The sequence below is a fragment of the Streptomyces kryoterrae genome (assembly GCF_054072135.1).
This window is the reverse complement of record NZ_CM133358.1, coordinates 2,824,356-2,850,305: the sequence shown is the minus strand read 5'-3', so window position 1 is coordinate 2,850,305 and position 25,950 is coordinate 2,824,356. Positions and strand designations below refer to the sequence as shown.

The following is a 25,950-nucleotide window of genomic DNA, read 5'->3' as shown; positions in this document are numbered from 1 at the left end:
GCCATCCTAGGCCCGGAACGAGCCGTCTGACCAGCGGATTCCCAGTATGTATACGGCAATGTCAGTGGCGTGGTGTGCAATGGATCTCGTGCCCGCACTGGAAGAACCACTGAAACAGCCGCTGAAGTCAGTGCTCGGCCCCGCCACCGCGAAGGTGATGGCCGAGCACCTCGGCCTGCACACCGTCGGCGACCTCCTGCACCACTATCCGCGCAGGTACGAGGAGCGAGGCCAGCTCACCCACCTGGCCGACCTCCCCATGGACGAGCACGTGACGGTGGTCGCCCAGGTGGCCGACGCGCGGCTGCACACCTTCGCGTCCTCGAAGGCCCCCCGGGGCAAGGGCCAGCGCCTGGAAGTCACCATCACGGACGGCAGCGGCCGGCTCCAACTGGTCTTCTTCGGCCACGGAGTCCACAAACCCCACAAGGAACTCCTCCCCGGTACCCGCGCGCTGTTCGCGGGCAAGGCCTCGGTCTTCAACCGCCGCCTCCAGCTGGCCCATCCGGCGTACGAGTTGCTGCGCGGCGACACCGACGAGGCGACGGAGACGGTCGACTCCTGGGCGGGCGCCCTGATCCCGATCTACCCGGCCACCGCGAAACTGGAGTCCTGGAAGATCGCCAAGTCGGTGCAGACGGTCCTGCCCAGTGCCCAGGAGGCCGTCGACCCGCTGCCCCCCTCCCTCCGGGAGGGCAGGGGCCTGGCCTCCCTCCCCGAATCCCTCCTGAAGATCCACCGGCCGCACACCAAGGCGGACATCGAGGACGCGCGCACCCGTCTCAAGTGGGACGAGGCGTTCGTCCTCCAGGTCGCCCTGGCCCGCCGCCGCCACGCGGACGCCCAACTCCCGGCGGTCCCCCGCAGACCGTCCCCGGACGGCCTCCTCACCGCCTTCGACGCGAAACTCCCCTTCACCCTCACCGAGGGCCAGCAGAAGGTCTCCAAGGAGATCTTCGACGACCTGGCGGCGGAACACCCGATGCACCGGCTGCTCCAGGGGGAGGTCGGGAGCGGGAAGACGCTGGTGGCCCTCCGCGCCATGCTCGCCGTCGTCGACGCGGGCGGTCAGGCCGCCATGCTCGCGCCCACCGAGGTGCTCGCCCAGCAGCACCACCGGTCGATCACCGAGATGATGGGGGAGCTGGCGGAGGGCGGAATGCTCGGCGGCGCGGACCGGGCCACCAAGGTGGTCCTCCTGACCGGCTCCATGGGCACCGCCGCCCGCCGCCAGGCGCTGCTGGACCTCGTCACCGGCGAGGCGGGGCTCGTGATCGGCACGCACGCGCTGATCGAGGACAAGGTCCAGTTCCACGACCTCGGGCTGGTCGTCGTCGACGAACAGCACCGCTTCGGCGTCGAACAGCGGGACGCCCTGCGCGGCAAGGGCAAACAGCCCCCGCACCTCCTCGTGATGACGGCCACGCCGATTCCGCGCACGGTGGCCATGACGGTCTTCGGTGACCTGGAGACGTCGGTCCTGGACCAGCTCCCCGCAGGGCGCTCGCCCATCGCCAGCCATGTCGTCCCGGCCGCGGACAAACCCCATTTCCTGGCGCGCGCGTGGGAGCGCGTGCGCGAGGAGGTCGGCAAGGGGCATCAGGCGTACGTGGTCTGCCCCCGGATCGGTGATGACGCCGACGAACCCGTCGACCCGAAGAAGGCCGGCAAGAAGAAGTCACCCGAGGACGAGGCCGAGAAACGCCCGCCGCTCGCCGTCGTGGAGGTGGCCGACCAGCTCGCCCGGGGACCTCTCCAGGGGCTGAAGGTCGAGATCCTGCACGGCCGTATGCAGCCCGACGACAAGGACGCCGTGATGCGCCGCTTCGCCGCCGGTGACACGGACGTCCTGGTGGCCACCACGGTCATCGAGGTCGGTGTCAACGTGCCCAACGCGACCGCGATGGTGATCATGGACGCCGACCGTTTCGGCGTGTCCCAGCTCCACCAGCTCCGGGGCCGTGTCGGCCGCGGCTCGGCCGCGGGTCTCTGCCTCCTGGTCAGCGAGATGCCCGAGGCGAGCCCCGCCCGCCAGCGCCTCAACTCCGTCGCCGCCACCCTCGACGGCTTCGAACTGTCCCGCATCGACCTGGAACAACGCCGTGAGGGCGACGTCCTGGGGCAGGCCCAGTCCGGCGCCCGCACCTCGCTGCGGATGCTCACCGTCATCGAGGACGAGGAGATCATCGCGGAGGCGAGGGAGGAGGCGGCGGCCGTGGTCGCCGCAGACCCGGACCTGGAGAACCTCCCGGGCCTGCGTACGGCCCTGGACGCGCTCCTGGACGAGGAGAGGGAGCAGTACCTGGACAAGGGGTGACGCGGATGTGCCCTGAAGGGGCGCGGGGCTGTGGCGATACGCGGCTCCGCCGCGTGGGCGCGACAGGCGCACGACGAACCCGCAGTCGCCCACAACACAAAGCACCCCCCACGCCCGCCTGCCAGACTGAATCCGCATCATCCCCACGACCAAGGACCCCAGATGACCCGCGTGATCGCCGGCACAGCCGGCGGACGCCGCCTAGCCGTCCCGCCGGGAACAGGCACGCGCCCCACCTCCGACCGCGCCCGCGAAGGCCTCTTTTCCACCTGGCAGGCCCTCCTCGGCGGCCCCCTGGACGGTGAGCGCGTCCTCGACCTGTACGCCGGATCGGGCGCCGTCGGCCTGGAGGCGCTCAGCCGCGGCGCCGGGCACACCCTGCTCGTGGAGGCCGACGCCCGCGCCGCCCGCATCATCGGCGAGAACGTGAAGGCGCTCGGGCTGCCCGGCGCCGAGGTCCGGGCGGGCAAGACGGAACAGGTTGTTCAGACGGCGGCCACACAGCCGTACGACATCGTCTTCCTCGACCCGCCGTACGCCGTTCCGGACGACGATCTTCGGGAGATTCTGCTCACACTCCGGGCCGGGGGCTGGCTCGCGGCCGAAGCCCTCGTCACCGTGGAGCGCAGCACCAGAGGCGGTGAATTCCCGTGGCCGGACGGCTTCGAAGCGCTCCGGTCCCGTCGCTACGGCGAGGGAACGTTTTGGTACGGTCGCGCCGCCTCTACGTGCGAAGACGCACGATGACCGGACCGGAGAGCGAGGGATCACTAGTGCGCCGCGCCGTCTGTCCCGGGTCGTTCGACCCGATCACCAACGGACACCTCGACATCATTTCCCGCGCCTCCCGTCTGTACGACGAGGTCTATGTCGCGGTCATGATCAACAAGTCCAAGAAGGGCCTCTTCGAGGTCGACGAACGGATCGACCTGATCCGCCAGGTCACCGCCGAGTTCGGAAACGTCCGGGTCGAGTCCTTCCACGGCCTCCTCGTCGACTTCTGCAAGCAGCGCGACATTCCGGCCATCGTCAAGGGCCTTCGCGCGGTGAGCGACTTCGACTACGAACTCCAGATGGCCCAGATGAACAACGGGCTGTCCGGCGTCGAGACGCTCTTCGTGCCGACCAACCCCACCTACAGCTTCCTCTCCTCCTCGCTCGTCAAGGAGGTCGCCGCCTGGGGCGGGGACGTCTCCCACCTCGTGCCGCCGCTGGTCCTGGAAGCCCTCGACGGGCGCCTCAAGAAGGGCTGACGAACGGGCTGACGAAGAACCGGCGAAGGACTGACAAACCGTCACTCGGTGTCGGGCGGGTCGGCAGGAGTCGTACAGTCGACCCGTCCGTCTTCATCACAGCTGTAGAGAGTGGCGAACACACGGTGGACGTGCAGAAGAAGCTCGACGAGATCGTCTCCTCGGTCTCCAGTGCCCGGTCGATGCCCATGTCGGCCTCGTGCGTGGTCAACCGCGCCGACCTGCTCGCGATGCTGGAAGAGGTGCGCGCGGCTCTGCCCGGCTCCCTCGCGCAGGCACAGGAGCTGATCGGCGACCGGGAACAGCTGGTCGAGCAGGCCCGCCAGGAGGCCGACCGGATCATCCGGACCGCGCACGAGGAGCGCGGCTCCCTGATCTCGGACACGGAGGTCGCCCGCCGCTCCCAGAGCGAGGCCGACCGCATTCTGGCCGAGGCCCGCAAGGAGGCCGAGGACGTCCGCGCCGAGGCCGACGACTACGTCGACTCCAAGCTCGCCAACTTCGAGGTCGTCCTCACCAAGACCCTCGGCTCGGTCGGCCGCGGCCGGGAGAAGCTGCTCGGCACGGGCCCCGGCCTCGACGACCAGGGGTACGAGGACGAGGACGCCCCCGAGCGCAGCCACGACCCCGAGACCCTGCGCGTCAACGCCGACAAATACGTCGACGTGAAGCTCGGCGCCTTCGAGGCCGTCCTCGCCAAGACCCTGGAGGCGGTCGGCCGCGGCCGGCAGACCCTGCACGGCCGTATCGCCAGCGACGAGCTCGGCTCCCTCGACCAGGACGACGACGGCACCCCCAGGCAGCACACCAGCGACGCCGACTACCTGGCCGACCTCGCCGACTCCCCGGACACTCTCGGCGAACAGCCCCGGGCTGCGGAGATCCCGGCCCAGCAGCAGTACGGCCAGCAGGACCAGTACGGCTACCAGCAGCCCGCCGACCCCTACGGCGGCTACCAGCAGGCGTACGCCCAGCAGCCGGACCAGTACGGCTACCAGTCCGCCGACCCCTACGCCTACCAGGCGTACGACGGCTCCCAGGCCGCCTACGACCCCGCCCAGGTCCAGCAGGGCTACCCCCAGCCGGAGCAGCAACAGCAGCAGCCGCACGCCCTCGACGAGACCAGCCTCTTCGACACCGGCATGATCAGCGCCGAGCAGCTGCGCGCCTACGAACAGGGGCGCGGCGGGCAGTGAACGCCCGCGCGGGGACCGGATTGGGCCGTGGGCGGAAGGTCCAGTATCCTGGCTCTTCGGTCGCGTGTACCTCTGCGATCACCGCTGCCCGGAAGACGAGCAGCCGAGCATCGAAGATCGAAAGCAGGAATGGCTCTGAACGCCCGCCTCGACCACCGCAACCCCCTCGTGTTCGACACACACGAACTGGGTCGGCGTCCTGGCGCGCTGCAGCGCCTGACCCGTGAGATCGACGCTCCCAAGGATCTCGGGATCCAGGGAGTCATCGGAGTGCCGGAAGGCACGCCGATGGTGCTCAAACTCCGCCTGGAGTCGGTCATGGAAGGTGTGCTTGTCACAGGCACCGCCCGTGCACGGGCCAAGGGGGAGTGCGTAAGGTGTCTGGAGCCGCTTGAGCAGGAGCTCACAGCGGACTTCCAGGAGATGTTCTCGTACCCTGACGCCGACGACCGGAGCCGCGTAAAGGCGGAGCCGGCCGACGACGCCGAGGACGACGAGGACGTGCTCTTCATCGAGGACGGCTTGTTCGACCTCGAATCCGTACTGCGTGATGCGGTGGTGCTCGCACTGCCGATGCAGCCGGTGTGCCAGGAAGACTGTCCCGGTCTGTGCTCCGAGTGTGGAGCGCGACTGGCTGACGACCCGGAACACCACCATGACGCCGTCGACATTCGTTGGGCGGCACTGCAGGGACTCGTAGGTTCACTCGAACCCGGCGAGAAGGACGAGATCAGCGACGCCGAAGCGAAAGCCGGCGTCGACGAGAAGCAGGAGAAGTAGCCGTGGCTGTTCCGAAGCGGAAGATGTCGCGCAGCAACACGCGCCACCGCCGGTCGCAGTGGAAGGCTGCGGTCCCCACCCTGGTTGCGTGCGAGCGCTGCCAGGAGCCCAAGCTGCAGCACATCGCGTGCCCGTCTTGCGGCACTTACAACAAGCGCCAGGTCCTCGAGGTCTGAGCGGCCGGTGAGAGGCTCCATGTCTGACGCCCAGGCGGACTCGACCGCCAAGAAAAAGGCGGACACGGCCTCGTCCCACACGCTTCTGGAAGGGCGGCTCGGCTACCAGCTTGAGTCCGCCCTTCTGGTGCGTGCGCTGACCCATCGTTCGTACGCGTACGAGAACGGCGGTCTGCCCACCAACGAGCGGCTGGAGTTCCTCGGGGACTCCGTGCTCGGTCTGGTGGTCACGGACACGCTGTATCGCACCCACCCAGACCTCCCAGAAGGCCAGTTGGCCAAGCTGCGGGCCGCGATGGTCAACTCTCGTGCGCTCGCGGAGGTGGGCCGTGCGCTCGAACTCGGCTCCTTCATCCGGCTCGGCCGGGGTGAAGAGGGCACGGGCGGGCGGGACAAGGCGTCCATCCTCGCCGACACCCTTGAAGCGGTGATCGGCGCTGTCTATCTCGACCAGGGTCTCGACGCGGCGGGCGAACTCGTCCACCGTCTCTTCGACCCGCTGATCGAGAAGTCCTCGAACCTCGGTGCCGGCCTGGACTGGAAGACCAGTCTCCAGGAGCTCACCGCGACCGAAGGGCTCGGCGTACCCGAGTACCTGGTCACGGAGACCGGCCCGGACCACGAGAAGACCTTCACTGCTGCCGCCCGCGTCGGAGGCGTCTCGTACGGCACCGGCACCGGCCGCAGCAAGAAGGAGGCGGAGCAGCAGGCCGCGGAATCGGCCTGGCGTTCCATCCGTGCTGATGCGGACGAACGCGCGAAGGTCGCTGCCGCGGAGGCGGTGGCTGAAGCCCTGGCTGAGGCCGCCGCGGTCGAGGCCGCGGTGCCTGTTGAGGATGACGCCGAGGCGTCTTCCTCCACGTCTGCCTGAAGTCGCGTGCACCAGTGCCTGTCCCTGGCGGGACGGGCACTGGTGTTTTTCGGTTGTTCTTTGGCCGCGGGTTCGTTGTGGCTTGTCGCGCCCCGCGGCGGAGCCGCAGATGTCACAGCCCCGCGCCCCTAAAAACAGGGGGTTTCCATGCCCGAGTTGCCTGAAGTCGAGGTCGTACGGCGGGGACTGGCTCGGTGGGTGGCCCATCGGACCGTCGCCGACGTCGAGGTGCTGCATCCTCGGGCCGTGCGGCGGCATGTCGCCGGGGGCGACGACTTCGCGCATCGGCTCAAGGGGCATCGCATCGGTACGCCCAGTCGGCGTGGGAAGTATCTGTGGCTCCCGTTGGAGGACACCGGGCAGTCGGTGCTGGCGCATCTCGGGATGAGCGGTCAACTGCTGGTGCAGCCGCACGAGGCCGCCGACGAGAAGCATCTGCGGATTCGCGTCCGGTTCGCCGACGACCTTTCCACCGAGCTGCGCTTCGTCGACCAACGCACCTTCGGCGGGCTGTCGTTGCACGACAACACTCCCGACGGGCTGCCCGACGTCATCGCCCACATCGCACGCGACCCCCTCGACCCGCTGTTCGACGACGAGGCCTTCCACCAGGCGCTGCGCCGGAAGCGTACGACCATCAAACGGGCTCTGCTCGACCAGTCGTTGATCAGCGGCGTCGGCAACATCTACGCGGACGAGGCCCTTTGGCGCTCCCGCGTCCACTACGAACGTCCGACCGCGGGTTTCACCCGCCCGCGCACGGCCGAACTCCTGGGCCACGTACGGGACGTGATGAACGCGGCGCTGGCCGTGGGCGGCACGAGTTTCGACAGTCTGTACGTCAACGTCAACGGCGAATCGGGATACTTCGACCGCTCGCTCGACGCGTACGGACGCGAGGGGCTGCCCTGCAAGCGCTGTGCGACGCCGATGTCGCGTCGCCCCTGGATGAACCGGTCAAGCTACTTCTGCCCGAAGTGCCAGCGGGTGCCGCGCGTGCAGGAGTAGACGGGCGCGGGTTCTACGGGCGCGGAGCGCGCGACTCGTCGTACTTCTCGCGTGCCGCCAGTACACAGTCCATGCGGCCCTCCACGAAGTGGATGAGCGCCAGCAGGCGTTCGGCGACCTCGTGGCCCAGAGTCGTCAGCTCGTAGTCCACGCGGGGCGGGTTCGTCGGCTGGGCCTCGCGGTGGACCAGGCCGTCGCGCTCCAGGGCCTGGAGGGTCTGGGAGAGCATTTTCTCGCTCACGCCGTCGACGCGGCGGCGCAGCTCGTTGAAGCGGAGCGAGCCCTCCTGGAGGGCGCCGAGTGTGAGCGCGCCCCAGCGGCCCGTGACATGCTCCAGCGTGCCGCGCGACGGACAGACCTTGGCGAACACGTCGTAGGGGAGGGCCTGCGCCTCCTTGGCGTTCATCATGACCCCAGCGTACGGCAGCGCAGCGCTAACCTGAAGATTGCGCTAACTGGAAGTTAGTGCAATGTCGGGCCGGCTCGGGCGATGCCGCTGATTCTGCTGGTCAGTAGCCGAAGTCCTGCGTCCACCAGGGGCCGCCCGAGCCGAAGTGGACACCCACTCCCAGCGTCTTGAAGTCGCAGTTCAGGATGTTCGCCTTGTGACCGGGGCTGTTCATCCAGGCCTCCATCGCCGCGGCCGCGTCGGCCTGGCCCCGGGCGATGTTCTCGCCGCCGAGGCTGGTGATGCCGGCCTTGTCCGCCCGGTCCCATGGGGAGAGGCCGTCGGGATCGGTGTGGTCGAAGAAGTCCCGGGCGGCCATGTCCTCGCTGAACGCCTCCGCCAGGTCCTGCAGCGCACTGTTCGCGGACACCGCGCTGCAGCCCACCTTCGCCCGCTCCTCGTTGACGAGCTGGAGCACCTCCGCCTCGGCGGCGGCCTGGGCGGACACCGTGATGGGGGCGGAGGTCTGCTGCCTCGACGTCCCCTTCGACTTCGTCGGAGTGGGCGTCGGAGTCGCCTTCGGGGCCTCGCTGGGCGTGACCGCCGACTTCTTCGGCGGGGCCTTGGTCGTCGGGGCGGCCGACGCGGTCGACTGCGAGGGGGACGGGGAGGAAGGCGTCGTGTCGCGGTCCGCGTCGCGGCTCGTCGACGTACCGCTGTCGCGGTGCTCGTCGGCGTTGCCGGACGTGCCGCCCTGCTGGGTCTCGGCGTTCGTCGGGGAGTCCGCGGCCTGCACCTTGTCGCCGCTGCTGCTGCCACCGATCGTGTACTTGTCACCGCCGGGCAGCACGCCCGTGGCGACCGCGACGGTACCCAGGGCGACCGCGGCGGAGACGCCCAGCAGGCCCGTACGGACCGGCCTGGACGAGCGCTTCTTGCGGCGTCGGCGGTTGCCACCGTCTCCGGGTCCGCCGAAGGGGCCGTCGCCGTTCATCGCCGTGTGGGCGCCCGTGTCGTCGGGGGCGAAGAGGTAGGCGTCACTCCTCGCGTAGGCGTCGGAGTGCGCCTCGGGGTTCAGATACGGGGCGATGCCCACCGTGGTGGGGGCGTCCTCCCACAGCGTGCTGTACGCGGTGTGAGGGGTGTGCGGGACAGGGGAGTCGTACGGTCCGTGGCCGGATTCATAACCACCCGTGTCCGAATCGTATGTTTCCGTGACCCCCGTGGCGCGACCTGTGGTGGCGCTTCCGGCGGCGGAGCGTCGGTGGCGTCCCATGTTGTGGCCTTCCTCGTCCTTGCGGTCAGGGTTACTCACTCGAACGAGTGAGTTTCATATGAGATTCGTTGGGTGGGGACGGTACCCCATGGCGCAAGGGGAGGAAGTGTTCAGAGAGACATTGGCCCGTTAGCGTGCATCCATGAACGAGGATGTACGACTGGTCGCCTGGGTGCGCGGACGCGTCCAGGGCGTGGGTTTCCGCTGGTTCACGCGGGCCAGGGCGCTGGAGATCGGCGGGCTGAGTGGTTTTGCTCTCAATTTGGACGACGGACGCGTGCAAGTGGTCGCGGAAGGCACGCGTCAGGGCTGTGAAGGGCTGCTCGACTGGCTGCGCGGTGACGACACGCCCGGGCGTGTGGACGGCGTCACCGAGATCTGGGACACACCTCGCCGGATCTACGAGGGGTTCGCCATCCGCTGAGGCGGTTCTGTAAAGCGGTCCAGGCGGCGACCCGCGGACATGCCGCGCGCACCTGCCCACGGCGGAAACTGCCTGGTGGTTGCCAAGAAGCGCAGGTCGTGGCAGGCTCCGCAGAAAACGCTTGTCGCCAGGCCCTCGGGCCCCGCCGGAGTCGCCGCGCCGCCCGCCAGAGGCCGCGTGCCCCGTGCCGCCCGCCAATACAGGGCGTGATCGTGTTGACCGTCAAACTTTTTGGTGAGACTCTGAAAGCCCCGCGCACCTTAGCTGTTTGGCATGTAAGAACGGCAGTGGAAACCCAAGCAAGAACTGCACAGTGCCAAGCATCGCGGGTGCGATTCCCTCACGACCCACACCGCTTCGGTCGGTCACTCAGTGTGGAGGACCATCCATCATGGCAAAGGCGCTTCTCGGTTACGTCGGCGGCTCTGACCCGCGACTCCTCGCCGAGATGCGACGGCTCCAGCAGCGCGTACAGGACCTGGAATCCGAACTCGGACGCATCCAGGCGGAGAACGACGAGCTGACGGCTGCCGCTTCTCACGATTCGCTTCTCGAGAGCATCGACGCACGCCAGGCAGAGCCCGCGCTCACCTGATCACTGCATCGTCAACGCATTGCATCAGCACTGCGCATCGCACGAGGCACCCAGCGGTCGAGCTGCTGCTCGTATCACCCCGCTGAGCTGTCAGAGTTTGGCCAGAGTATTGCAAGGGACGCTTCGGCGTCCCTTCTTTATTTCCCTGCGCTGCCCCGTCTGTGCCCCCATGGTCCAGAGTGGTCGCTTTCCCAAGGTGTCCACTCTCCTTAACGTCTGATGTGCCCTGCACGTTCATCGGTGAAACCGCCGGGGGGTATCCATGGGTTCATCATGTGACATACCGGCGGAAGGTATAGTCCAGCGGCGTGCACCTCAAGGCCCTGACCCTCCGAGGGTTCAAGTCGTTCGCCTCGGCGACCACGCTCCGGTTCGAACCGGGTATCACGTGTGTCGTGGGACCGAACGGCTCGGGCAAGTCCAACGTCGTGGACGCGCTCAGCTGGGTCATGGGCGAGCAGGGCGCCAAGTCGCTGCGCGGCGGCAAGATGGAGGACGTCATCTTCGCCGGCACCACCGGGCGCCCGCCGCTCGGCCGCGCCGAGGTGTCCCTCACCATCGACAACTCCGACGGCGCGCTGCCCATCGAGTACGCCGAGGTCACCATCACGCGGATCATGTTCCGCAACGGCGGCAGCGAGTACCAGCTCAACGGCGACACCTGCCGGCTGCTGGACATCCAGGAGCTGCTGTCCGACTCCGGCATCGGCCGCGAGATGCACGTCATCGTCGGCCAGGGCCAGCTGGACTCCGTACTGCACGCCGATCCGATGGGCCGTCGTGCCTTCATCGAGGAGGCGGCGGGCGTACTGAAGCACCGCAAGCGCAAGGAGAAGGCGCTGCGCAAGCTGGACGCGATGCAGGCGAACCTCGCCCGCGTCCAGGACCTCACCGACGAACTGCGCCGCCAGCTGAAGCCGCTGGGGCGGCAGGCGGCGGTCGCGCGCCGGGCCGCGGTCATCCAGGCGGACCTGCGCGACGCCCGGCTCCGGCTCCTCGCCGACGATCTCGTACGGCTGCGGGGGGCCCTCCGGACGGAGGTCGCGGACGAGGCCGCGCTCAAGGAACGCAAGGACGCGGCGGAGGCCGAGCTGAGGAAGGCCCTCCAGCGTGAAGCGCTGCTGGAGGACGAGGTACGGCAGCTCACGCCACGGCTCCAGCGCGCGCAGCAGACCTGGTACGAGCTCTCCCAGCTCGCCGAACGGGTGCGTGGCACCGTCTCGCTGGCCGACGCGCGCGTGAAGAGCGCCACCTCCGCGCCCGACGAGGAGCGGCGCGGACGTGAGCCCGAGGACATGGAGCGCGAGGCCGCGCGCATCCGTGAGCAGGAGGCCGAGCTGGAAGCGGCCCTGGAGGCGGCCGAACACGCGCTGGAGGACACGGTCGAGCACCGGGCCGAGCTGGAGCGCGGACTCGCGGTCGAGGAGCGGCGCCTGAAGGACGTGGCCCGCGCGATCGCCGACCGCCGCGAGGGCCTGGCCCGGCTGAACGGCCAGGTCAACGCCGCCCGGTCGCGTGCGGCGAGCGCCCAGGCCGAGATCGACCGGCTGGCCGCCGCCCGCGACGAGGCGCGGGAACGGGCGGTCGCGGCCCAGGAGGAGTACGAGACCCTGCAGGTCGAGGTGGACGGCCTCGACGCGGGCGACGCGGACCTGGCGGAGCGGCACGGTACGGCGAAGGCCGCCCTCGCCGACGCGGAAGCGGCCCTCACGGCGGCCCGTGAGGCGGCCACGGCGGCGGAACGCCGGCGCGCGGCCACCCTGGCCCGCCACGAGGCACTGGCGCTCGGCCTGCGCCGCAAGGACGGATCGGGCGCGCTGCTGGCCGCGCGGGACCGCCTCACCGGCCTGCTCAACCCGGCCGCGGAACTGCTGACGGTCACCCCGGGCCACGAGGTCGCCGTGGCCGCCGCCTTCGGCGCGGCGGCGGACGCGATCGCGGTGACGACCCCGGCCGCCGCGGCAGCCGCGATCCGGCTCCTGCGCAAGCAGGACGGCGGACGCGCTTCGCTGCTGCTGGCGGGGGCGCCGGAGGGGGCGGAGGCACCGGCAGCACCGGAGGGCGGGCCGCAGCCGGGTGGCCCGGTGGGTTCCGGCTCGGGGGAGCAGGGCGGTCCCGCGAGCGACGGCCGGGCGGGCGCTTTCGGTGTGGGGCAGTGGCTGTCAGCGCCCGCGCACCCTGGCGCTGTGGGCGTGCCCGGTGCCGACGCCCAGGGGGAGACGGGCCCGGGGCCCGGAGACCCGGGCGGGGGAGTGGCTCGGGGCGACGGATCCGGCCCGGCCGGGGGTTCCGCCTCCGGCGGTGCCGGCGACGGGCAGGGCTCCGCGCCCGGTGATCGTCCGGGAGCCCGGGGGCGCGGGCCGAGCGGGCCGCACCCTGTCGCCGATCTCGTCCGGGGACCCGCCGAACTCATGCCCGCCGTACGCCGGTTGCTGCGCGGGATCGTGCTCGTCGGGACGCTCGAAGACGCCGAGGAACTGGTGTACGCGCGGCCGGAGTTGACCGCCGTGACCGCCGAAGGGGATCTGCTGGGCGCCCACTTCGCGCACGGCGGGTCCGCCGGGGCGCCGAGCCTGCTGGAGGTGCAGGCCTCCGTGGACGAGGCCGCCGCCGAGCTCGAGGAACTGGCCGTGCGGTGCGAGGAGTTGGCCGGGGCCCAGCGGCTAGCCGGTGAGCGGCGCAAGGAGTGTGCCGCGTTCGTCGAGGAGCTGGGGGAGCGGCGCCGGGCCGCCGACCGGGAGAAGTCGGCCGTCGCCCAGCAGCTCGGGCGCCTCGCCGGGCAGGCCAGGGGCGCCGCCGGAGAGGCCGAGAGGTCCACCGCGGCCGCGGCGCGGGCACAGGAGGCGCTCGACAGGGCCGTACAGGATGCCGAGGAGCTCGCCGAGCGGCTGGCCGTCGCCGAGGAGATGCCCGTGGAGGAGGAGCCCGACACGGGAGTACGGGATCGGCTCGCCGCCGACGGCGCGAACGCGCGGCAGACCGAGATGGAGGCCCGGCTCCAGGTCCGTACGCACGAGGAGCGGGTCAAGGGGCTGGCCGGACGGGCCGACTCGCTCGACCGGGCCGCCCGGGCCGAACGGGAGGCACGCGCGCGTGCCGAGCAGCGGCGGGCGCGGCTCCGACACGAGGCGGCCGTCGCCGAAGCCGTCGCCTCCGGGGCTCGCCAGCTGCTCGCGCACGTCGAGGTCTCCCTCTCCCGGGCCGACCTGGAACGCACCGCGGCCGACGCCGCCAAGGCCCGCCGGGAGCAGGAGCTGACCGCCGCTCGCGCCGCCGGCCGTGATCTCAAGGCCGAACTCGACAAGTTGACGGATTCAATGCACCGCGGCGAGGTACTCGGCGCCGAGAAGCGGCTGCGGATCGAGCAGCTGGAGACCAAGGCGCTGGAGGAACTCGGTGTGGAACCGGAGGGGTTGGTGTCCGAGTACGGCCCGCACCAGCTGGTGCCGGCCTCGCCCCCCGCCGAGGGCGAGGAGCTGCCCGAGGACCCGGAGCACCCGCGCAACCAGCCGAAGCAGTTCCACCGCGCCGAGCAGGAGAAGCGGCTCAAGGCGACCGAGCGGGCCTACCAGCAGCTCGGCAAGGTCAATCCGCTGGCCCTGGAGGAGTTCGCGGCACTGGAGGAACGCCACAAGTTCCTCAGCGAGCAGCTCGAGGACCTGAAGAAGACGCGGATTGATCTGCTTCAGGTGGTGAAGGAGGTCGACGAGCGTGTCGAGCAGGTCTTCACCGAGGCGTACCGGGACACGGCGGTGCAGTTCGAGGGCGTCTTCAGCCGGCTGTTCCCGGGTGGTGAGGGACGGTTGATCCTGACCGATCCCAACAACATGCTCACCACGGGTGTGGATGTGGAGGCCCGGCCTCCGGGCAAGAAGGTGAAGCGGCTGTCGCTACTCTCCGGTGGCGAGCGCTCGCTCACCGCCGTCGCGTTGCTGGTGTCGATCTTCAAGGCCAGGCCGAGCCCCTTCTACGTCATGGACGAAGTGGAGGCGGCCCTCGACGACACCAACCTTCAGCGGCTGATCCGCATCATGCAGGAGCTCCAGGAAGCCTCGCAGCTCATCGTGATCACGCACCAGAAGCGGACGATGGAGGTCGCCGACGCGCTGTACGGCGTCTCCATGCAGGGCGACGGTGTGTCGAAGGTGATTTCCCAGCGGCTCCGCTAGTCCTCGTCGGCTCGCCGGTCATCCGCCGACCTTCCCTCATTCCCCTCTTTTCTTCTTCAATACTTGAACGCAAGTTGGCCGTTGATGCCTTCTATCTCACACCGAGCGTGCTCTTGACTTGGAAACTTGAAGGCATAGTCTCGGCAATGTCGTTTTTACCTTCAGGTACCACCTACCTGGGAGGGTCCCCCACCCGGCGGCGTTGCCGGTGGCCCGAGGAGTTGTACGTGACCAGCGCTGAGCAGACACTCAAATCAGGAGCCGGAGCGGCTCATCCCGAGCATCTCGGGCATGTCATCTTCATCGCGGCGGCGGCCGCGATGGGTGGTTTCCTCTTCGGCTACGACAGCGCCGTGATCAACGGCGCCGTCGAGGCGATCCGGACCCGCTACGACGTCGGCTCAGCCGCTCTGGCGCAGGTCATCGCCATCGCGCTGATCGGCTGCGCCATCGGTGCGGCCACCGCGGGGCGCATGGCCGACCGCATCGGCCGTATCCGCTGCATGCAGATCTCCGCCGTGCTCTTCACGATCAGCGCCGTCGGTTCCGCGCTGCCCTTCGCGCTGTACGACCTGGCCTTCTGGCGGATCATCGGCGGCTTCGCCATCGGTATGGCCTCCGTCATCGGCCCGGCCTACATCGCCGAGGTCGCCCCGGCCGCGTACCGGGGCCGGCTCGGTTCCTTCCAGCAGGCCGCGATCGTCATCGGCATCGCCATCTCGCAGCTGGTCAACTGGGGCATCCTGAACGCGGCGGGCGGCGACCAGCGCGGCAAGCTGCTGGGCGTCGAGGCCTGGCAGGTCATGCTCGGTGTGATGGTCGTACCGGCGGTGCTGTACGGGCTGCTGTCCTTCGCGATCCCGGAGTCGCCGCGCTTCCTGATCTCCGTCGGCAGGGACGAGCGCGCCCGTGAGGTGCTGCGCGAGGTCGAGGGCGACAGCATGGACCTGGACGCCCGGGTCGCCGAGATCGAGCACGCCATGAGGAGCGAGCACAAGTCGACCTTCCGGGACCTGCTCGGCGGCACCTTCTTCTTCAAGCCGATCGTCTGGATCGGCATCGGACTCTCGGTCTTCCAGCAGTTCGTCGGCATCAACGTCGCGTTCTACTACTCCTCGACGCTCTGGCAGTCGGTCGGCGTCGACCCGACGGAGTCGTTCCTCTACTCCTTCACCACGTCGATCATCAACATCATCGGCACCGTGATCGCCATGATCTTCGTCGACCGGATCGGCCGCCGGCCCCTCGCGCTCATCGGTTCCGTCGGCATGGTCATCGGACTCGCCCTGGAGGCCTGGGCCTTCTCCTACGACCTCGTCGACGGCAAGCTGCCCGCCACGCAGGGCTGGGTCGCCCTGGTCGCCGCCCATGTGTTCGTCCTCTTCTTCGCCCTCTCCTGGGGTGTCGTCGTCTGGGTCTTCCTCGGCGAGATGTTCCCGAACAGGATCCGCGCCGCCGCCCTGGGCGTGGCCGCCGCCGCCCAGTGGATCGCCAACTGGGCCATCACCGCGAGCTTCCCGTCGCTGGCCGACTGGAACCTCTCCGCGACATACGTGATCTACACGATCTTCGCCGCGCTCTCGATCCCGTTCGTCCTCCGGTTCGTCAAGGAGACGAAGGGCAAGACACTGGAGGAGATGGGGTAGTACCGCCACCCCCCTCAAGACTCGGGGAGAAGGGCCAAGTCCCCGCTGCCCTTCTCCCCGTATCCAGCGCCGCTCCCGGCTCGGCCACTGCCCGAGCCGGGGGCGGCTTTCCGCAGGTGTGTCAGGCCGCCAGTGCCGGCACCACGCGCTCCCCGAACAGCCGCAGACTCCGCCAGCCCTCCGCCACGGGCATCCCGCCCGACAGCGGATGCAGCACGTAGTTGTCCAGCCCCTGCGCCACGCACTCCTCGGGCGTCAGCATCCGGTAGACGCCCTCGGCACGCAGCTCCCCGACCGTCGTGGCCGCCGACTTCACGGCCGACCGGATGTCGCCGGACTGCCAGGAGGCGTACGTCCGGGCCTCGTGCAGGAAGTGGTGGCCGTACTCGGCCCACGCCCGGTCCGGGTCCTCGGTGATGTGCAGCAGCGGGGTCTCGGCGGCCGGCATCATCGTCCAGCCCTCCGTGCCGTACTCGACGAGCCGCTCCTTGTAGTAGGCCTCCAGCTCGGGCAGGTGCGCGCTGGGGAAGAGGGGAAGCCCCAGGCGGGCCGCCCGCCTGGCCGCCGCCTTCGACGAGCCGCCCACCAGGAGCAGCGGGTGCGGATCGGTGCACGGACGCGGAGTGACCCGTACCGTCCGGCCCTGGTACGTGAACTCCTCCCCGGTCCAGGCCTTCAGGAGCGTCTCCAGCAGCTCGTCCTGGAGCTTGCCGCGCCGCTTCCAGTCGGCGCCGAAGTAGGCGTACTCCTCGGGCCGGTATCCGATCCCGGCGACCGTGACCAGCCGTCCGCCGCTCAGCAGATCGAGTACGGCGATGTCCTCGGCGAGCCTCAGGGGGTCGTGCAACGGGCCGATCACCGCCGACACGGTCACCGCGATCCGCCGCGTCGCTCCGAACACCGCCCCCGCGAAGGCGAACGGCGAGGGCAGCCAGTTGTTGGCGACGCCGTGGTGCTCCTCGGTCTGGACGGTGGTGACGCCGTGGGCGTCGGCGTACGCGGCCATCTCGATCGCTGCCTGGTAGCGGGCGCGGAGATCGGCGGGAGTGGCGTCGGGGGCGACCAGATTGAAACGTACGACGGTGACGGGCATGAGACCGATCCCCTTCGTCGGCGGTGTGGAGGGGACGGTAACTGACGAGTCGTCAGGTAGCCAGGGTGTGCGCGTGCGAGGTGCCGCCCGCTGTCGGCGGGGAGGGTGTGTCAGGGCCCACCGGACGGGTAGTGGCATTTCCTGGGGACGCGGCCTCGCGTACCCGGGCGCCGACGCGTTCCGGCCGGGCCGGAAGCCGAACGGCGGCCCGGATCGGCCTGTGGGGCCCAGCGGCCCCGCGTGGACAGGAACCCTCGAGTGGGAGGTCACGCCATACTGGCGAGGTTATGGAAACCATCATCCTTGCTGTAGTCATCGCCGTGGTCGTGCTCGGTGTGCTCGGTGGGCTCGTCGTCGGCAGCCGCAGGAAGAAGCCGCTGCCCCCGGCGCCCCCCACGACACCCGACCTCACCGCCCCTCCGGCCGAGCCGCACATCGGCGACGAGGCCGAGACACCGCGCGACGAACCGCGCCGCACCATAGAGGAGGTTGATCTCCCGGGGAGCGCGGACAATTCGTCCGTCGCCGTCGAGGAACCTCCCGTCGCTCCCGCGATCGAGGTGCCGGAGCCCACCGCCGGGCGGCTGGTCCGGCTGCGTGCCCGGCTCTCCCGGTCACAGAACGCGCTCGGCAAGGGGCTGCTCACGCTCCTCGCGCGCGAGCATCTTGACGAGGAGACCTGGGAGGAGGTCGAGGAGACCCTCCTCACCGCCGACGTCGGCGTCCGGCCCACCCAGGAACTCGTCGAGCGGCTGCGCGAGCGCGTGAAGGTGCTCGGCACCCGTACGCCCGCCGACCTGCGCGGGCTGCTGCGCGAGGAACTGCTCCAGATCCTCGAACCCGGATTCGACCGGACCGTGAAGACCGACTCGAACCTCGACACCCCGGGCATCGTGATGGTCGTCGGCGTCAACGGCACCGGCAAGACCACCACCACCGGCAAGCTCGCGCGGGTGCTCGTCGCCGACGGGAAAAACGTTGTTCTCGGCGCCGCCGACACCTTCCGGGCCGCCGCCGCCGATCAGCTCCAGACCTGGGGCGACCGCGTCGGGGCCCGTACCGTGCGCGGTCCCGAGGGCGGTGACCCCGCGTCGATCGCCTTCGACGCCGTCAAGGAAGGCATCGAGGCCGGTGCCGACGTCGTCCTGATCGACACCGCCGGACGGCTGCACACCAAGACCGGGCTCATGGACGAGCTCGGCAAGGTCAAGCGCGTCGTCGAGAAGCACGCCCCGCTGGACGAGGTGCTGCTCGTGCTCGACGCCACGACGGGGCAGAACGGGCTCGTCCAGGCCCGCGTCTTCGCCGAGGTCGTCGAGATCACCGGCATCGTGCTCACCAAGCTCGACGGCACCGCCAAGGGCGGCATCGTCATCGCCGTACAGCGCGAGCTGGGTGTGCCGGTGAAGCTGATCGGGCTCGGCGAAGGCGCCGACGATCTGGCGCCGTTCGAGCCGGAGGCGTTTGTTGACGCTCTTGTCGGAGAGTGATCACCATCCTGATCACCACCTCCGAAATTTCGTAGGTCCACGAGGAGGCCCACGAAGAGACGCCCGCCCCCAAGGTGCAGTTGGGGACGGGCGTCTTGCTGTGTCGCCCGGCGGTCCGGACCCTGGCGTTACGCCCGCGACCGGTGCGCCACGTACGCCAGCGTCCCCAGCAGCAGCCTGGCCGCCGGCGGCCTGGTCGCCGTGTCCAGGGCGGGTGGGCGCAGCCAGGTGACCGGGCCGAGGCCGCCCCGGTCGGAGGGAGGCGCCGTGAGATACGTACCGGCGCCCAGGCCGTGCAGGTCGAGGGTCGCGTCGTCCCAGCCCATGCGGTAGAGGAGTTCGGGGAGTTCGGCGGCGGCACCGGGGGCGACGAAGAACTGGGCGCGGCCCTCGGGGGTGGCGGTGACCGGGCCGAGGGGGAGGCCCATGCGTTCCAGCCGGACCAGGGCGCGGCGGCCGGCCGGTTCGGCGACCTCGATCACGTCGAAGGCGCGGCCCACGGGGAGCATGACCGCGGCGCCGGGGAACTGGCCCCAGGTGTCCGTGACTTCGTCGAGCGTGGCGCCGGCCGCGACCCGGGGTGCGAAGCCCAGCGGGTGGGCACCCGGCGTGGGGCAGCCGGTCAGGCCGCAGGAGCAGGCGCCGCCCGCCGCGCGGGCGCCGGCGACCACGTCCCAGCCCCAGAGGCCGGTGTACTCGGCCACGGCGGTGCACTCGGACGACCGGCCGCGGCGGCGCGTGCCGGGCCGGATCTCGCGGATACCCCGGCTGCTGCCGATCGTGAAGCCCATGCCCCCTCCAACGGGTCCGACGCACCGGTGGTTACGAGCTGCGACCAGAACGTAACCCTGTGTTTCCGACTGCCCGTCACCCCTGCCCGCTCTCACCCGCTCCGGTCGGCGCCCAGCAGCGCCTCGGGTAGTGCGCTCGGCGGCGTGCGCCCTCGAGTGCATCGCTCCGCTCACTCCCGGCCGTCCTCTGTCAAGTGAATCCTGTGTAGCCGCCAGTGAGTTCATTCGAAGGGGTGGCGAATGGTGGCGTTTCCTGGATCCCCATGGCCGGAGCCGTGATCGTAGGATTACTTTGAGTGCACGGGGCCTGGGAGAACATGCGCTTGTGGGTATGCCGGAGGCAAGTCGGCTTCCCGTTCGAAGGGTGAGAACTGTCGGACACGGAGCCTATTTACCGGCATTCTGATAGGGCTTGGCGCACTCGGCGACAAGTGGTCTCAGGGATGGGGGCGTTCCAGTGGGCGGCAACGGCGGAAGCGCGACGAGCGCTGACAAGCGCCCGAATGAGCTGCTCGGCTCGTGGTTCGTGCGCAGCGGCTGGTCCAAGGGCGAGCTGGCGCGCCAAGTGAACCGCCGCGCACGTCAGTTGGGTGCCAACCACATCTCGACGGACACCTCGCGGGTCCGGCGCTGGCTCGACGGCGAGAACCCGCGCGAGCCGATCCCGCGCATCCTGTCCGAGCTGTTCTCCGAGCGGTTCGGCTGTGTCGTCTCCGTCGAGGACCTGGGGCTGCGCGCCGCCCGCCAGTCGCCGTCCGCGTCCGGTGTCGACCTGCCCTGGACGGCCCCGCAGACCGTGGCCCTGCTCAGCGAGTTCTCCCGCAGCGACCTGATGCTGGCGCGGCGCGGCTTCCTGGGGACCGCGCTGTCCCTCGCCGCCGGCCCCACCCTCGTCGAGCCCATGCAGCGCTGGCTCGTCCCGGTGCCCCCCGCCCCGCCCGAGGAGCCCGAGCACCCGTCCGCCGCGCGCCGGGCCGGCCGTCTCTCCAAGCCCGAACTGGAGCTGCTGGAGTCCACCACCGCGATGTTCCGGCAGTGGGACGCGCAGTGCGGCGGCGGCCTGCGCCGCAAGGCGGTGGTCGGGCAGCTGCACGAGGTGACGGACCTCCTCCAGGAGCCCCAGCCCGAGTCCACCACCCGCAAGCTGTTCAAGGTCGCCGCCGAGCTGGCCGAACTCGCCGGCTGGATGTCGTACGACGTGGGACTCCAGCCGACCGCCCAGAAGTACTTCGTCCTGGCCCTGCACGCGGCCAAGGAGGCCGGCGACAAGCCCCTGGGCTCGTACGTCCTGTCGTCGATGAGCCGCCAGATGATCCACCTCGGGCGCCCGGACGACGCCCTCGAACTGATCCATCTCGCGCAGTACGGCAGCCGTGACTGCGCGAGCCCCCGTACCCAGGCCATGCTGTATGCGATGGAGGCGCGCGCATACGCCAATATGGGACAGCCCGGGAAGTGCAAGCGGGCCGTGCGTATGGCCGAGGACACGTTCGCGGACGTACACGATTGGGACGAGCCCGACCCCGACTGGATCCGCTTCTTCTCCCAGGCCGAGCTGTACGGCGAGAACTCGCACTCGTTCCGTGACCTGGCCTATGTCGCGGGCCGCAGCCCCACCTACGCCTCCCTGGCCGAGCCCCTGATGCGGAACGCCGTCGACCTGTTCGCGAAGGACACCGACCACCAGCGGTCGTACGCACTGAATCTGATCGGTATGGCCACGGTCCATCTCCTCCAGCGGGAGCCCGAGCGGGCCGCGGTGTCGGCCATGGAAGCGATGGAAATCGCCAAGAAGGTGCGCTCGGAACGCGTCAACACTCGTATCCGAAAAACGGTCGACACGGCCGTACGCGATTTCGGGGATCTCGCCGAGGTCGTGGACCTGACCGACCAACTCGCGATCGATCTGCCCGAGACCGCCGAGGCGGTCTGAACCCCCGGAACCCCGGCCGCGGCAGGCCTTCCCGACAGCCCGACTCGGCTCCCCCGCCAGGTCATCGGAAGGTCCGCCGCGGCCGGCCCACCGCCACGGACGAAGGTTGCGCCACGATAACGATCGGCGCGTCCAACATCCGGCAGTTCATCGATCCGTAACACACGAGGCACCTTCGTCACTGCGGCGAAACATCGAGGGGCGTCGACCGAAACGGCGCTGCGTCAATGTCTGGCGCATAACCGGCCCACCCCTCAATCCGCTCAGGCTTCGCCCGCACGGGGCCGTACCAATGACGAGGAGACGCCGATGGCATCAGCCGCCATCACGCTAGCCGCAGAGGCTCCCAAGCTCTCGGCCGCCAACACCGGGTTCATGCTGATCTGTTCGGCCCTGGTGTTGCTCATGACCCCCGGACTCGCCTTCTTCTACGGAGGCATGGTCCGCGTCAAGAGCACCCTGAACATGTTGATGATGAGCTTTATCAGCATCGGCATCGTCACCCTTCTGTGGGTGGTGTACGGCTTCTCGCTGGCCTTCGGCACCGACAAGGGCGGCTTCATCGGCTGGACCTCGGGTTGGGTCGGTCTCAGTGACATCGGCACGACCGATCTGTGGGACGGGTACAACATCCCGATCCTGACGTTCATGGTCTTCCAGATGATGTTCGCGGTCATCACCCCCGCCCTGATCAGCGGCGCCCTCGCGGACCGCGTCAAGTTCTCGGCATGGGCGCTGTTCGTCGCGCTGTGGGCCACCGTCGTGTACTTCCCCGTCGCCCACTGGGTCTGGGGCGCGGGCGGCTGGGCCTTCGAGCTCGGTGTCATCGACTTCGCCGGTGGTACGGCGGTCCACATCAACGCGGGTGCCGCGGCACTCGGCGTGATCCTGGTCATCGGCAAGCGCGTCGGCTTCAAGAAGGACCCGATGCGCCCGCACAGCCTCCCGCTGGTCATGCTCGGCGCCGGTCTCCTGTGGTTCGGCTGGTTCGGCTTCAACGCCGGTTCGTGGCTGGGCAACGACGACGGCGTCGGCACGCTGATGTTCGTCAACACGCAGGTCGCCACCGCCGCCGCCATGCTCGCCTGGCTCGTCTACGAGAAGATCCGCCACGGCGCGTTCACCACGCTGGGCGCCGCCTCCGGCGCGGTCGCCGGTCTGGTCGCCATCACCCCGTCGGGTGGTGCGGTCTCCCCGATCGGCGCGATCGCGGTCGGCGCCATCGCCGGTCTGCTGTGCGCCATGGCTGTCGGCCTCAAGTACAAGTTCGGTTACGACGACTCGCTCGACGTCGTCGGTGTCCACCTCGTCGGCGGTGTCGTCGGCTCCCTGCTCATCGGCCTCTTCGCCAGCGGCAAGGGCCAGTCGGAGGTCGAGGGCCTCTTCTACGGCGGCGGCCTCGACCAGTTCTGGAAGCAGTGCGCGGGCGTCTTCGCCGTCCTCGGCTACTCCCTGGTCGCCTCCGCGATCCTCGCCTTCCTCCTCGACAAGACGATCGGCATGCGCGTCTCCGAGGACGACGAGATCGCCGGCATCGACCAGGCCGAGCACGCCGAGACCGCATACGACTTCAGCGGCGCCGGCGGCGGCGCGGCCCGTACGTCCGTCACGACGGCCGTCGGTGGCGAGAGCAAGAAGGTGGACGCATGAAGCTCATCACCGCCGTTGTGAAGCCCCATCGGCTCGACGAGATCAAGGAGGCCCTCCAGGCCTTCGGGGTCCACGGACTGACGGTCACCGAAGCGAGCGGCTACGGTCGTCAGCGGGGCCACACCGAGGTCTACCGTGGTGCCGAGTACACGGTCGACCTGGTGCCCAAGATCCGTATCGAGGTCCTCGCCGAGGACGACGACGCCGAGGGTCTGATCGACGTCATCGTCAAGGCGGCCCGGACCGGCAAGATCGGTGACGGCAAGGTCTGGTCCCTCCCGGTCGAGACCGCCGTCCGGGTCCGGACCGGCGAGCGCGGCCCGGACGCGCTCTGAGGCAGGAAAGAAGAACAGGAGTCGCTGGGTGACGAGTACGGACGTGCGTAAGGATGCAGAGGACTCGGGACCCAGCGGCTATGCGGCGGCCCGGCTGCGCCTCCTCACCGAGGGGGCGCGGTCCGGGCCGCCGCGCCGTGCGGCCCTGGCCGAACTGACCGACGAATGGCTGACCGGCCTGTTCACGGCGGCGACCGAAGGACCGCAAGGACCGCGCGGAGTCTCCCTGGTCGCCGTCGGCGGCTACGGCAGAGGTGAACTCTCCCCACGCAGTGACCTGGACCTGCTCCTCCTGCACGACGGCAGCGACTCCGCCGGCGTCGCGGCCCTCGCCGACCGCCTCTGGTACCCCGTCTGGGACCTGGGCCTCGCCCTGGACCACTCCGTCCGGACGCAGTCCGAGGCCCGGAAGGTGTCGGGCGAGGACCTCAAGGTGCAGCTGGGTCTGCTGGACGCCCGCCACCTGGCCGGTGACCTCGGCCTCACGGCCGGGCTGCGCACCGCCGTCCTCGCCGACTGGCGCAACCAGGCCCCCAAACGCCTCCCCGAACTCCAGGAGCTCTGCGCCGAACGGGCCGAGCGCCAGGGTGAGCTGCAGTACCTCCTCGAACCCGACCTCAAGGAGGCCCGCGGCGGCCTGCGCGACGCCACCGCTCTGCGCGCGGTCGCGGCCTCCTGGCTGGCCGACGCCCCCCGCGAGGGCCTCACGGACGCGCGCCGCCGCCTGCTGGACGTCCGCGACGCCCTCCACCTCACCACCGGCCGCGCCACCGACCGCCTCGCCCTCCAGGAACAGGACCAGGTAGCCGCCGAACTCGGACTCCTCGACGCCGACACCCTCCTGCGGCAGGTGTACGAGGCGGCACGCGTCGTCTCGTACGCGAGTGACGTGACCTGGCGCGAGGTGGGGCGCGTGCTCCGGTCGCGCGCCGTGCGTCCGCGCCTGCGCGCCATGCTGGGCGGCGGCAAACCGGCGCCGGAACGTTCCCCCTTGGCAGAGGGCGTCGTGGAGCAGGACGGTGAGGTGGTCCTCGCCCGCGCCGCGCGCCCCGACCGCGACCCCGTACTCCCGCTGCGCGCCGCCGCGGCAGCCGCCCAGGCGGGCCTTCCGCTGTCCCTGCACGCGGTCCGCCGTATGGCGGCGGCGGCACGGCCGCTGCCGACCCCGTGGCCGGCCGAGGCGAGAGAACAACTGGTGACGTTGCTGGGCTCGGGCCGCCCGACCATCGAGGTCTGGGAGGCGCTGGAGGCCGAGGGACTGATCACCCACTTCCTCCCCGACTGGGAGCGGGTCCGCTGCCGCCCGCAGCGCAACGCCGTCCACATCTGGACCGTCGACCGCCACCTGATCGAAACGGCCGTCCGGGCCTCCGAGTTCACCCGCCGGGTCAGCCGCCCCGACCTCCTCCTGGTCTCCGCGCTGCTCCACGACATCGGCAAGGGCTGGCCCGGCGACCACTCCGTCGCGGGCGAGATCATCGCCAAGGACGTGGCCGCCCGTATCGGCTTCGACCGCGCGGACGTGGCGGTACTGGCCACTCTCGTACGTCACCATCTGCTGCTCGTCGACACCGCCACCCGGCGTGACCTGGAGGACCCGGCCACCGTGCGCTCGGTCGCCGAGGCGGTCGGCACCCAGAGCACGCTGGAACTCCTGCACGCGCTCACCGAGTCCGACGCGCAGGCGACGGGCCCGGCCGCCTGGTCGACCTGGCGCGGTTCGCTCGTCGCCGACCTGGTGAAGCGGGTCGCTGCCGTGCTCGCCGGGGACGCCCCCGAGGAGCCCGAGGCCGCCGCACCCACCGCCGAACAGGAACGGCTCGCCATCGAGGCGTTCCGCACCGGCGGCCCGGTGCTGTCGCTGCGCGCCCAGACGGAGTCCCCGGCGGAGGCGTCGCCGGAGGAGTCCCCGTCGCCGGACTCGGGGGAACCCGAACCCCTCGGCGTGGAACTCCTGATCGCCGTACCGGACCAGCCGGGCGTCCTGCCCGCCGTGGCCGGCGTGCTCGCCATGCACCGCCTGACCGTGCGCACGGCCGGACTGCGCGCACTGGACCTTCCCGACGGTGTCGAGGGGGCGGTCCTGCTCCTCGACTGGCGCGTCGCCGCCGAGTACGGCTCCCTGCCCCAGGCGGCCCGTCTGCGCGCCGACCTCGTACGGGCGCTCGACGGCTCCCTGGACATCGCGGGCCGCCTGGCCGAGCGCGACGCGGCGTACCCGCGACGCCGGGGCGTCGTGGCGCCGCCGGCCCGGGTGACCGTGCATCCGGCCGCGTCCCGGCTGGCCACGGTGATCGAGGTGCGCGCACAGGACGCCCCGGGGCTGCTGCACCGGATCGGACGGGCCCTGGAGGACGCGGGGGTGCGGGTGCGGAGCATGCACGTCAGCACCCTGGGGTCCAACGCGGTGGACGCCTTCTACGTCACCAGCCGCAAGGGCGCGCCGCTGCCGGGGGACGAGGCGTCGGCGGTGGCACGGAAGCTGGAGGAGATGATGCGGGCGTCCTGACCGCCCGCGCCGGATTCCGTCCCCGTCTGCCGAATTCGCAGGCGGGGACG

The 25,950-nt window shown here is 70.2% G+C and carries 21 protein-coding genes; 17 read left to right on the top strand and 4 right to left on the bottom strand.

All coding sequences use genetic code 11. From position 1 onward, the window contains the following. Positions 1-79 precede the first annotated feature (79 nt). The 8 genes from recG to mutM all read left to right on the top strand — a co-directional run bounded on the left by recG (position 80) and on the right by mutM (position 7,601). A complete protein-coding gene (recG, locus tag ACW4TU_RS11900; protein ID WP_457427369.1) occupies positions 80-2,317 on the top strand; it encodes an ATP-dependent DNA helicase RecG in 2,238 nt (745 codons plus the stop codon). Between the two features lie 162 nt (positions 2,318-2,479). Next, positions 2,480-3,064, top strand: coding sequence for a 16S rRNA (guanine(966)-N(2))-methyltransferase RsmD (gene rsmD, locus ACW4TU_RS11895; protein WP_457427367.1), 585 nt, complete (start codon positions 2,480-2,482; stop codon positions 3,062-3,064). A gap of 26 nt (positions 3,065-3,090) precedes the next feature. Then, positions 3,091-3,570 (top strand): pantetheine-phosphate adenylyltransferase, encoded by a 480-nt coding sequence (gene coaD / locus ACW4TU_RS11890; RefSeq protein ID WP_457430048.1) that lies wholly within the window; start codon positions 3,091-3,093, stop codon positions 3,568-3,570. Positions 3,571-3,695: 125 nt separating this feature from the next. Continuing rightward, entirely contained in the window at positions 3,696-4,766 is a 1,071-nt protein-coding gene (locus ACW4TU_RS11885; protein ID WP_457427365.1) for an ATP synthase F0 subunit B, read from the top strand. Between the two features lie 129 nt (positions 4,767-4,895). Continuing rightward, a complete protein-coding gene (locus ACW4TU_RS11880) occupies positions 4,896-5,546 on the top strand; it encodes a YceD family protein (protein ID WP_457427363.1) in 651 nt (216 codons plus the stop codon). Positions 5,547-5,548: 2 nt separating this feature from the next. After that, complete coding sequence (rpmF, locus tag ACW4TU_RS11875) at positions 5,549-5,722, top strand: 50S ribosomal protein L32 (RefSeq protein WP_030753522.1); 174 nt, start codon at positions 5,549-5,551, stop codon at positions 5,720-5,722. Positions 5,723-5,741: 19 nt separating this feature from the next. After that, complete coding sequence (gene rnc / locus ACW4TU_RS11870) at positions 5,742-6,593, top strand: ribonuclease III (protein WP_457427360.1); 852 nt, start codon at positions 5,742-5,744, stop codon at positions 6,591-6,593. A 147-nt stretch (positions 6,594-6,740) separates the two neighbouring features. Next, positions 6,741-7,601 (top strand): bifunctional DNA-formamidopyrimidine glycosylase/DNA-(apurinic or apyrimidinic site) lyase, encoded by an 861-nt coding sequence (gene mutM / locus ACW4TU_RS11865; RefSeq protein WP_457427358.1) that lies wholly within the window; start codon positions 6,741-6,743, stop codon positions 7,599-7,601. A 13-nt stretch (positions 7,602-7,614) separates the two neighbouring features. Here mutM and ACW4TU_RS11860 read toward each other — a convergent pair whose 3' ends face one another. Continuing rightward, on the bottom strand, positions 7,615-8,010 hold the full coding sequence (locus ACW4TU_RS11860; protein WP_457427356.1) for a winged helix-turn-helix transcriptional regulator: 396 nt from the start codon (positions 8,008-8,010) through the stop codon (positions 7,615-7,617). Positions 8,011-8,110: 100 nt separating this feature from the next. Further along, a complete protein-coding gene (locus ACW4TU_RS11855; protein ID WP_457430046.1) occupies positions 8,111-9,265 on the bottom strand; it encodes a CAP domain-containing protein in 1,155 nt (384 codons plus the stop codon). Positions 9,266-9,407: 142 nt separating this feature from the next. Between ACW4TU_RS11855 and ACW4TU_RS11850 the strand changes: the two genes are divergently transcribed. From ACW4TU_RS11850 to ACW4TU_RS11835, 4 genes are all read left to right on the top strand, one after another. Further along, positions 9,408-9,689, top strand: coding sequence for an acylphosphatase (locus tag ACW4TU_RS11850; protein ID WP_457427355.1), 282 nt, complete (start codon positions 9,408-9,410; stop codon positions 9,687-9,689). Between the two features lie 391 nt (positions 9,690-10,080). Continuing rightward, positions 10,081-10,284: a hypothetical protein gene (locus tag ACW4TU_RS11845; RefSeq protein WP_006375438.1), complete on the top strand. Its 204-nt coding sequence runs from the start codon at positions 10,081-10,083 to the stop codon at positions 10,282-10,284. A gap of 308 nt (positions 10,285-10,592) precedes the next feature. Further along, positions 10,593-14,453 carry an AAA family ATPase gene (locus ACW4TU_RS11840; protein ID WP_457427353.1) on the top strand — a complete coding sequence of 1,287 codons (3,861 nt, stop codon included), beginning with the start codon at positions 10,593-10,595 and terminating at the stop codon, positions 14,451-14,453. Positions 14,454-14,680: 227 nt separating this feature from the next. Beyond that, the gene (locus tag ACW4TU_RS11835; RefSeq protein ID WP_457427351.1) at positions 14,681-16,099 is read left to right on the top strand and encodes a sugar porter family MFS transporter; all 1,419 of its coding nucleotides are present in this window, start codon (positions 14,681-14,683) and stop codon (positions 16,097-16,099) included. A 121-nt stretch (positions 16,100-16,220) separates the two neighbouring features. On the opposite strand, the gene ACW4TU_RS11830 is transcribed toward ACW4TU_RS11835, so the two are convergent. Next, complete coding sequence (locus tag ACW4TU_RS11830; protein WP_457427349.1) at positions 16,221-17,192, bottom strand: LLM class flavin-dependent oxidoreductase; 972 nt, start codon at positions 17,190-17,192, stop codon at positions 16,221-16,223. A 287-nt stretch (positions 17,193-17,479) separates the two neighbouring features. Here ACW4TU_RS11830 and ftsY point away from each other — a divergent pair, with 287 nt between their 5' ends. Continuing rightward, positions 17,480-18,682, top strand: a complete 1,203-nt coding sequence (ftsY, locus tag ACW4TU_RS11825) for a signal recognition particle-docking protein FtsY (RefSeq protein ID WP_457427347.1) — start codon at positions 17,480-17,482, stop codon at positions 18,680-18,682. A gap of 128 nt (positions 18,683-18,810) precedes the next feature. Here ftsY and ACW4TU_RS11820 read toward each other — a convergent pair whose 3' ends face one another. Next, complete coding sequence (locus ACW4TU_RS11820) at positions 18,811-19,473, bottom strand: bifunctional DNA primase/polymerase (protein WP_457427345.1); 663 nt, start codon at positions 19,471-19,473, stop codon at positions 18,811-18,813. Positions 19,474-19,930: 457 nt separating this feature from the next. Between ACW4TU_RS11820 and nsdA the strand changes: the two genes are divergently transcribed. The 4 genes from nsdA to ACW4TU_RS11800 all read left to right on the top strand — a co-directional run bounded on the left by nsdA (position 19,931) and on the right by ACW4TU_RS11800 (position 25,900). Further along, positions 19,931-21,406 (top strand): transcriptional repressor NsdA, encoded by a 1,476-nt coding sequence (nsdA, locus tag ACW4TU_RS11815; RefSeq protein WP_457427343.1) that lies wholly within the window; start codon positions 19,931-19,933, stop codon positions 21,404-21,406. Positions 21,407-21,715: 309 nt separating this feature from the next. Continuing rightward, the gene (locus ACW4TU_RS11810) at positions 21,716-23,056 is read left to right on the top strand and encodes an ammonium transporter (protein ID WP_457427341.1); all 1,341 of its coding nucleotides are present in this window, start codon (positions 21,716-21,718) and stop codon (positions 23,054-23,056) included. Next, positions 23,053-23,391, top strand: a complete 339-nt coding sequence (locus ACW4TU_RS11805; RefSeq protein WP_006379495.1) for a P-II family nitrogen regulator — start codon at positions 23,053-23,055, stop codon at positions 23,389-23,391. Before ACW4TU_RS11810 ends, ACW4TU_RS11805 begins: the two co-directional genes overlap by 4 nt. A 28-nt stretch (positions 23,392-23,419) precedes the next feature. Then, positions 23,420-25,900, top strand: coding sequence for a [protein-PII] uridylyltransferase (locus ACW4TU_RS11800; protein WP_457427339.1), 2,481 nt, complete (start codon positions 23,420-23,422; stop codon positions 25,898-25,900). Positions 25,901-25,950 lie beyond the last annotated feature (50 nt).

What these genes read in the sequence shown, in the direction of transcription:
- mutM (WP_457427358.1), top strand. Translation starts at nt 6,741, where the DNA reads ATGCCCGAGTTGCCTGAAGTCGAGGTCGTACGGCGGGGACTGGCTCGG.
- ACW4TU_RS11845 (WP_006375438.1), top strand. Translation starts at nt 10,081, where the DNA reads ATGGCAAAGGCGCTTCTCGGTTACGTCGGCGGCTCTGACCCGCGACTC.
- ftsY (WP_457427347.1), top strand. Translation starts at nt 17,480, where the DNA reads ATGGAAACCATCATCCTTGCTGTAGTCATCGCCGTGGTCGTGCTCGGT.
- ACW4TU_RS11880 (WP_457427363.1), top strand. Translation starts at nt 4,896, where the DNA reads ATGGCTCTGAACGCCCGCCTCGACCACCGCAACCCCCTCGTGTTCGAC.
- rsmD (WP_457427367.1), top strand. Translation starts at nt 2,480, where the DNA reads ATGACCCGCGTGATCGCCGGCACAGCCGGCGGACGCCGCCTAGCCGTC.
- ACW4TU_RS11810 (WP_457427341.1), top strand. Translation starts at nt 21,716, where the DNA reads ATGGCATCAGCCGCCATCACGCTAGCCGCAGAGGCTCCCAAGCTCTCG.
- ACW4TU_RS11860 (WP_457427356.1), bottom strand. Translation starts at nt 8,010, where the DNA reads ATGATGAACGCCAAGGAGGCGCAGGCCCTCCCCTACGACGTGTTCGCC.
- ACW4TU_RS11850 (WP_457427355.1), top strand. Translation starts at nt 9,408, where the DNA reads ATGAACGAGGATGTACGACTGGTCGCCTGGGTGCGCGGACGCGTCCAG.
- ACW4TU_RS11855 (WP_457430046.1), bottom strand. Translation starts at nt 9,265, where the DNA reads ATGGGACGCCACCGACGCTCCGCCGCCGGAAGCGCCACCACAGGTCGC.
- ACW4TU_RS11820 (WP_457427345.1), bottom strand. Translation starts at nt 19,473, where the DNA reads ATGGGCTTCACGATCGGCAGCAGCCGGGGTATCCGCGAGATCCGGCCC.
- rnc (WP_457427360.1), top strand. Translation starts at nt 5,742, where the DNA reads ATGTCTGACGCCCAGGCGGACTCGACCGCCAAGAAAAAGGCGGACACG.
- ACW4TU_RS11830 (WP_457427349.1), bottom strand. Translation starts at nt 17,192, where the DNA reads ATGCCCGTCACCGTCGTACGTTTCAATCTGGTCGCCCCCGACGCCACT.
- recG (WP_457427369.1), top strand. Translation starts at nt 80, where the DNA reads ATGGATCTCGTGCCCGCACTGGAAGAACCACTGAAACAGCCGCTGAAG.
- ACW4TU_RS11805 (WP_006379495.1), top strand. Translation starts at nt 23,053, where the DNA reads ATGAAGCTCATCACCGCCGTTGTGAAGCCCCATCGGCTCGACGAGATC.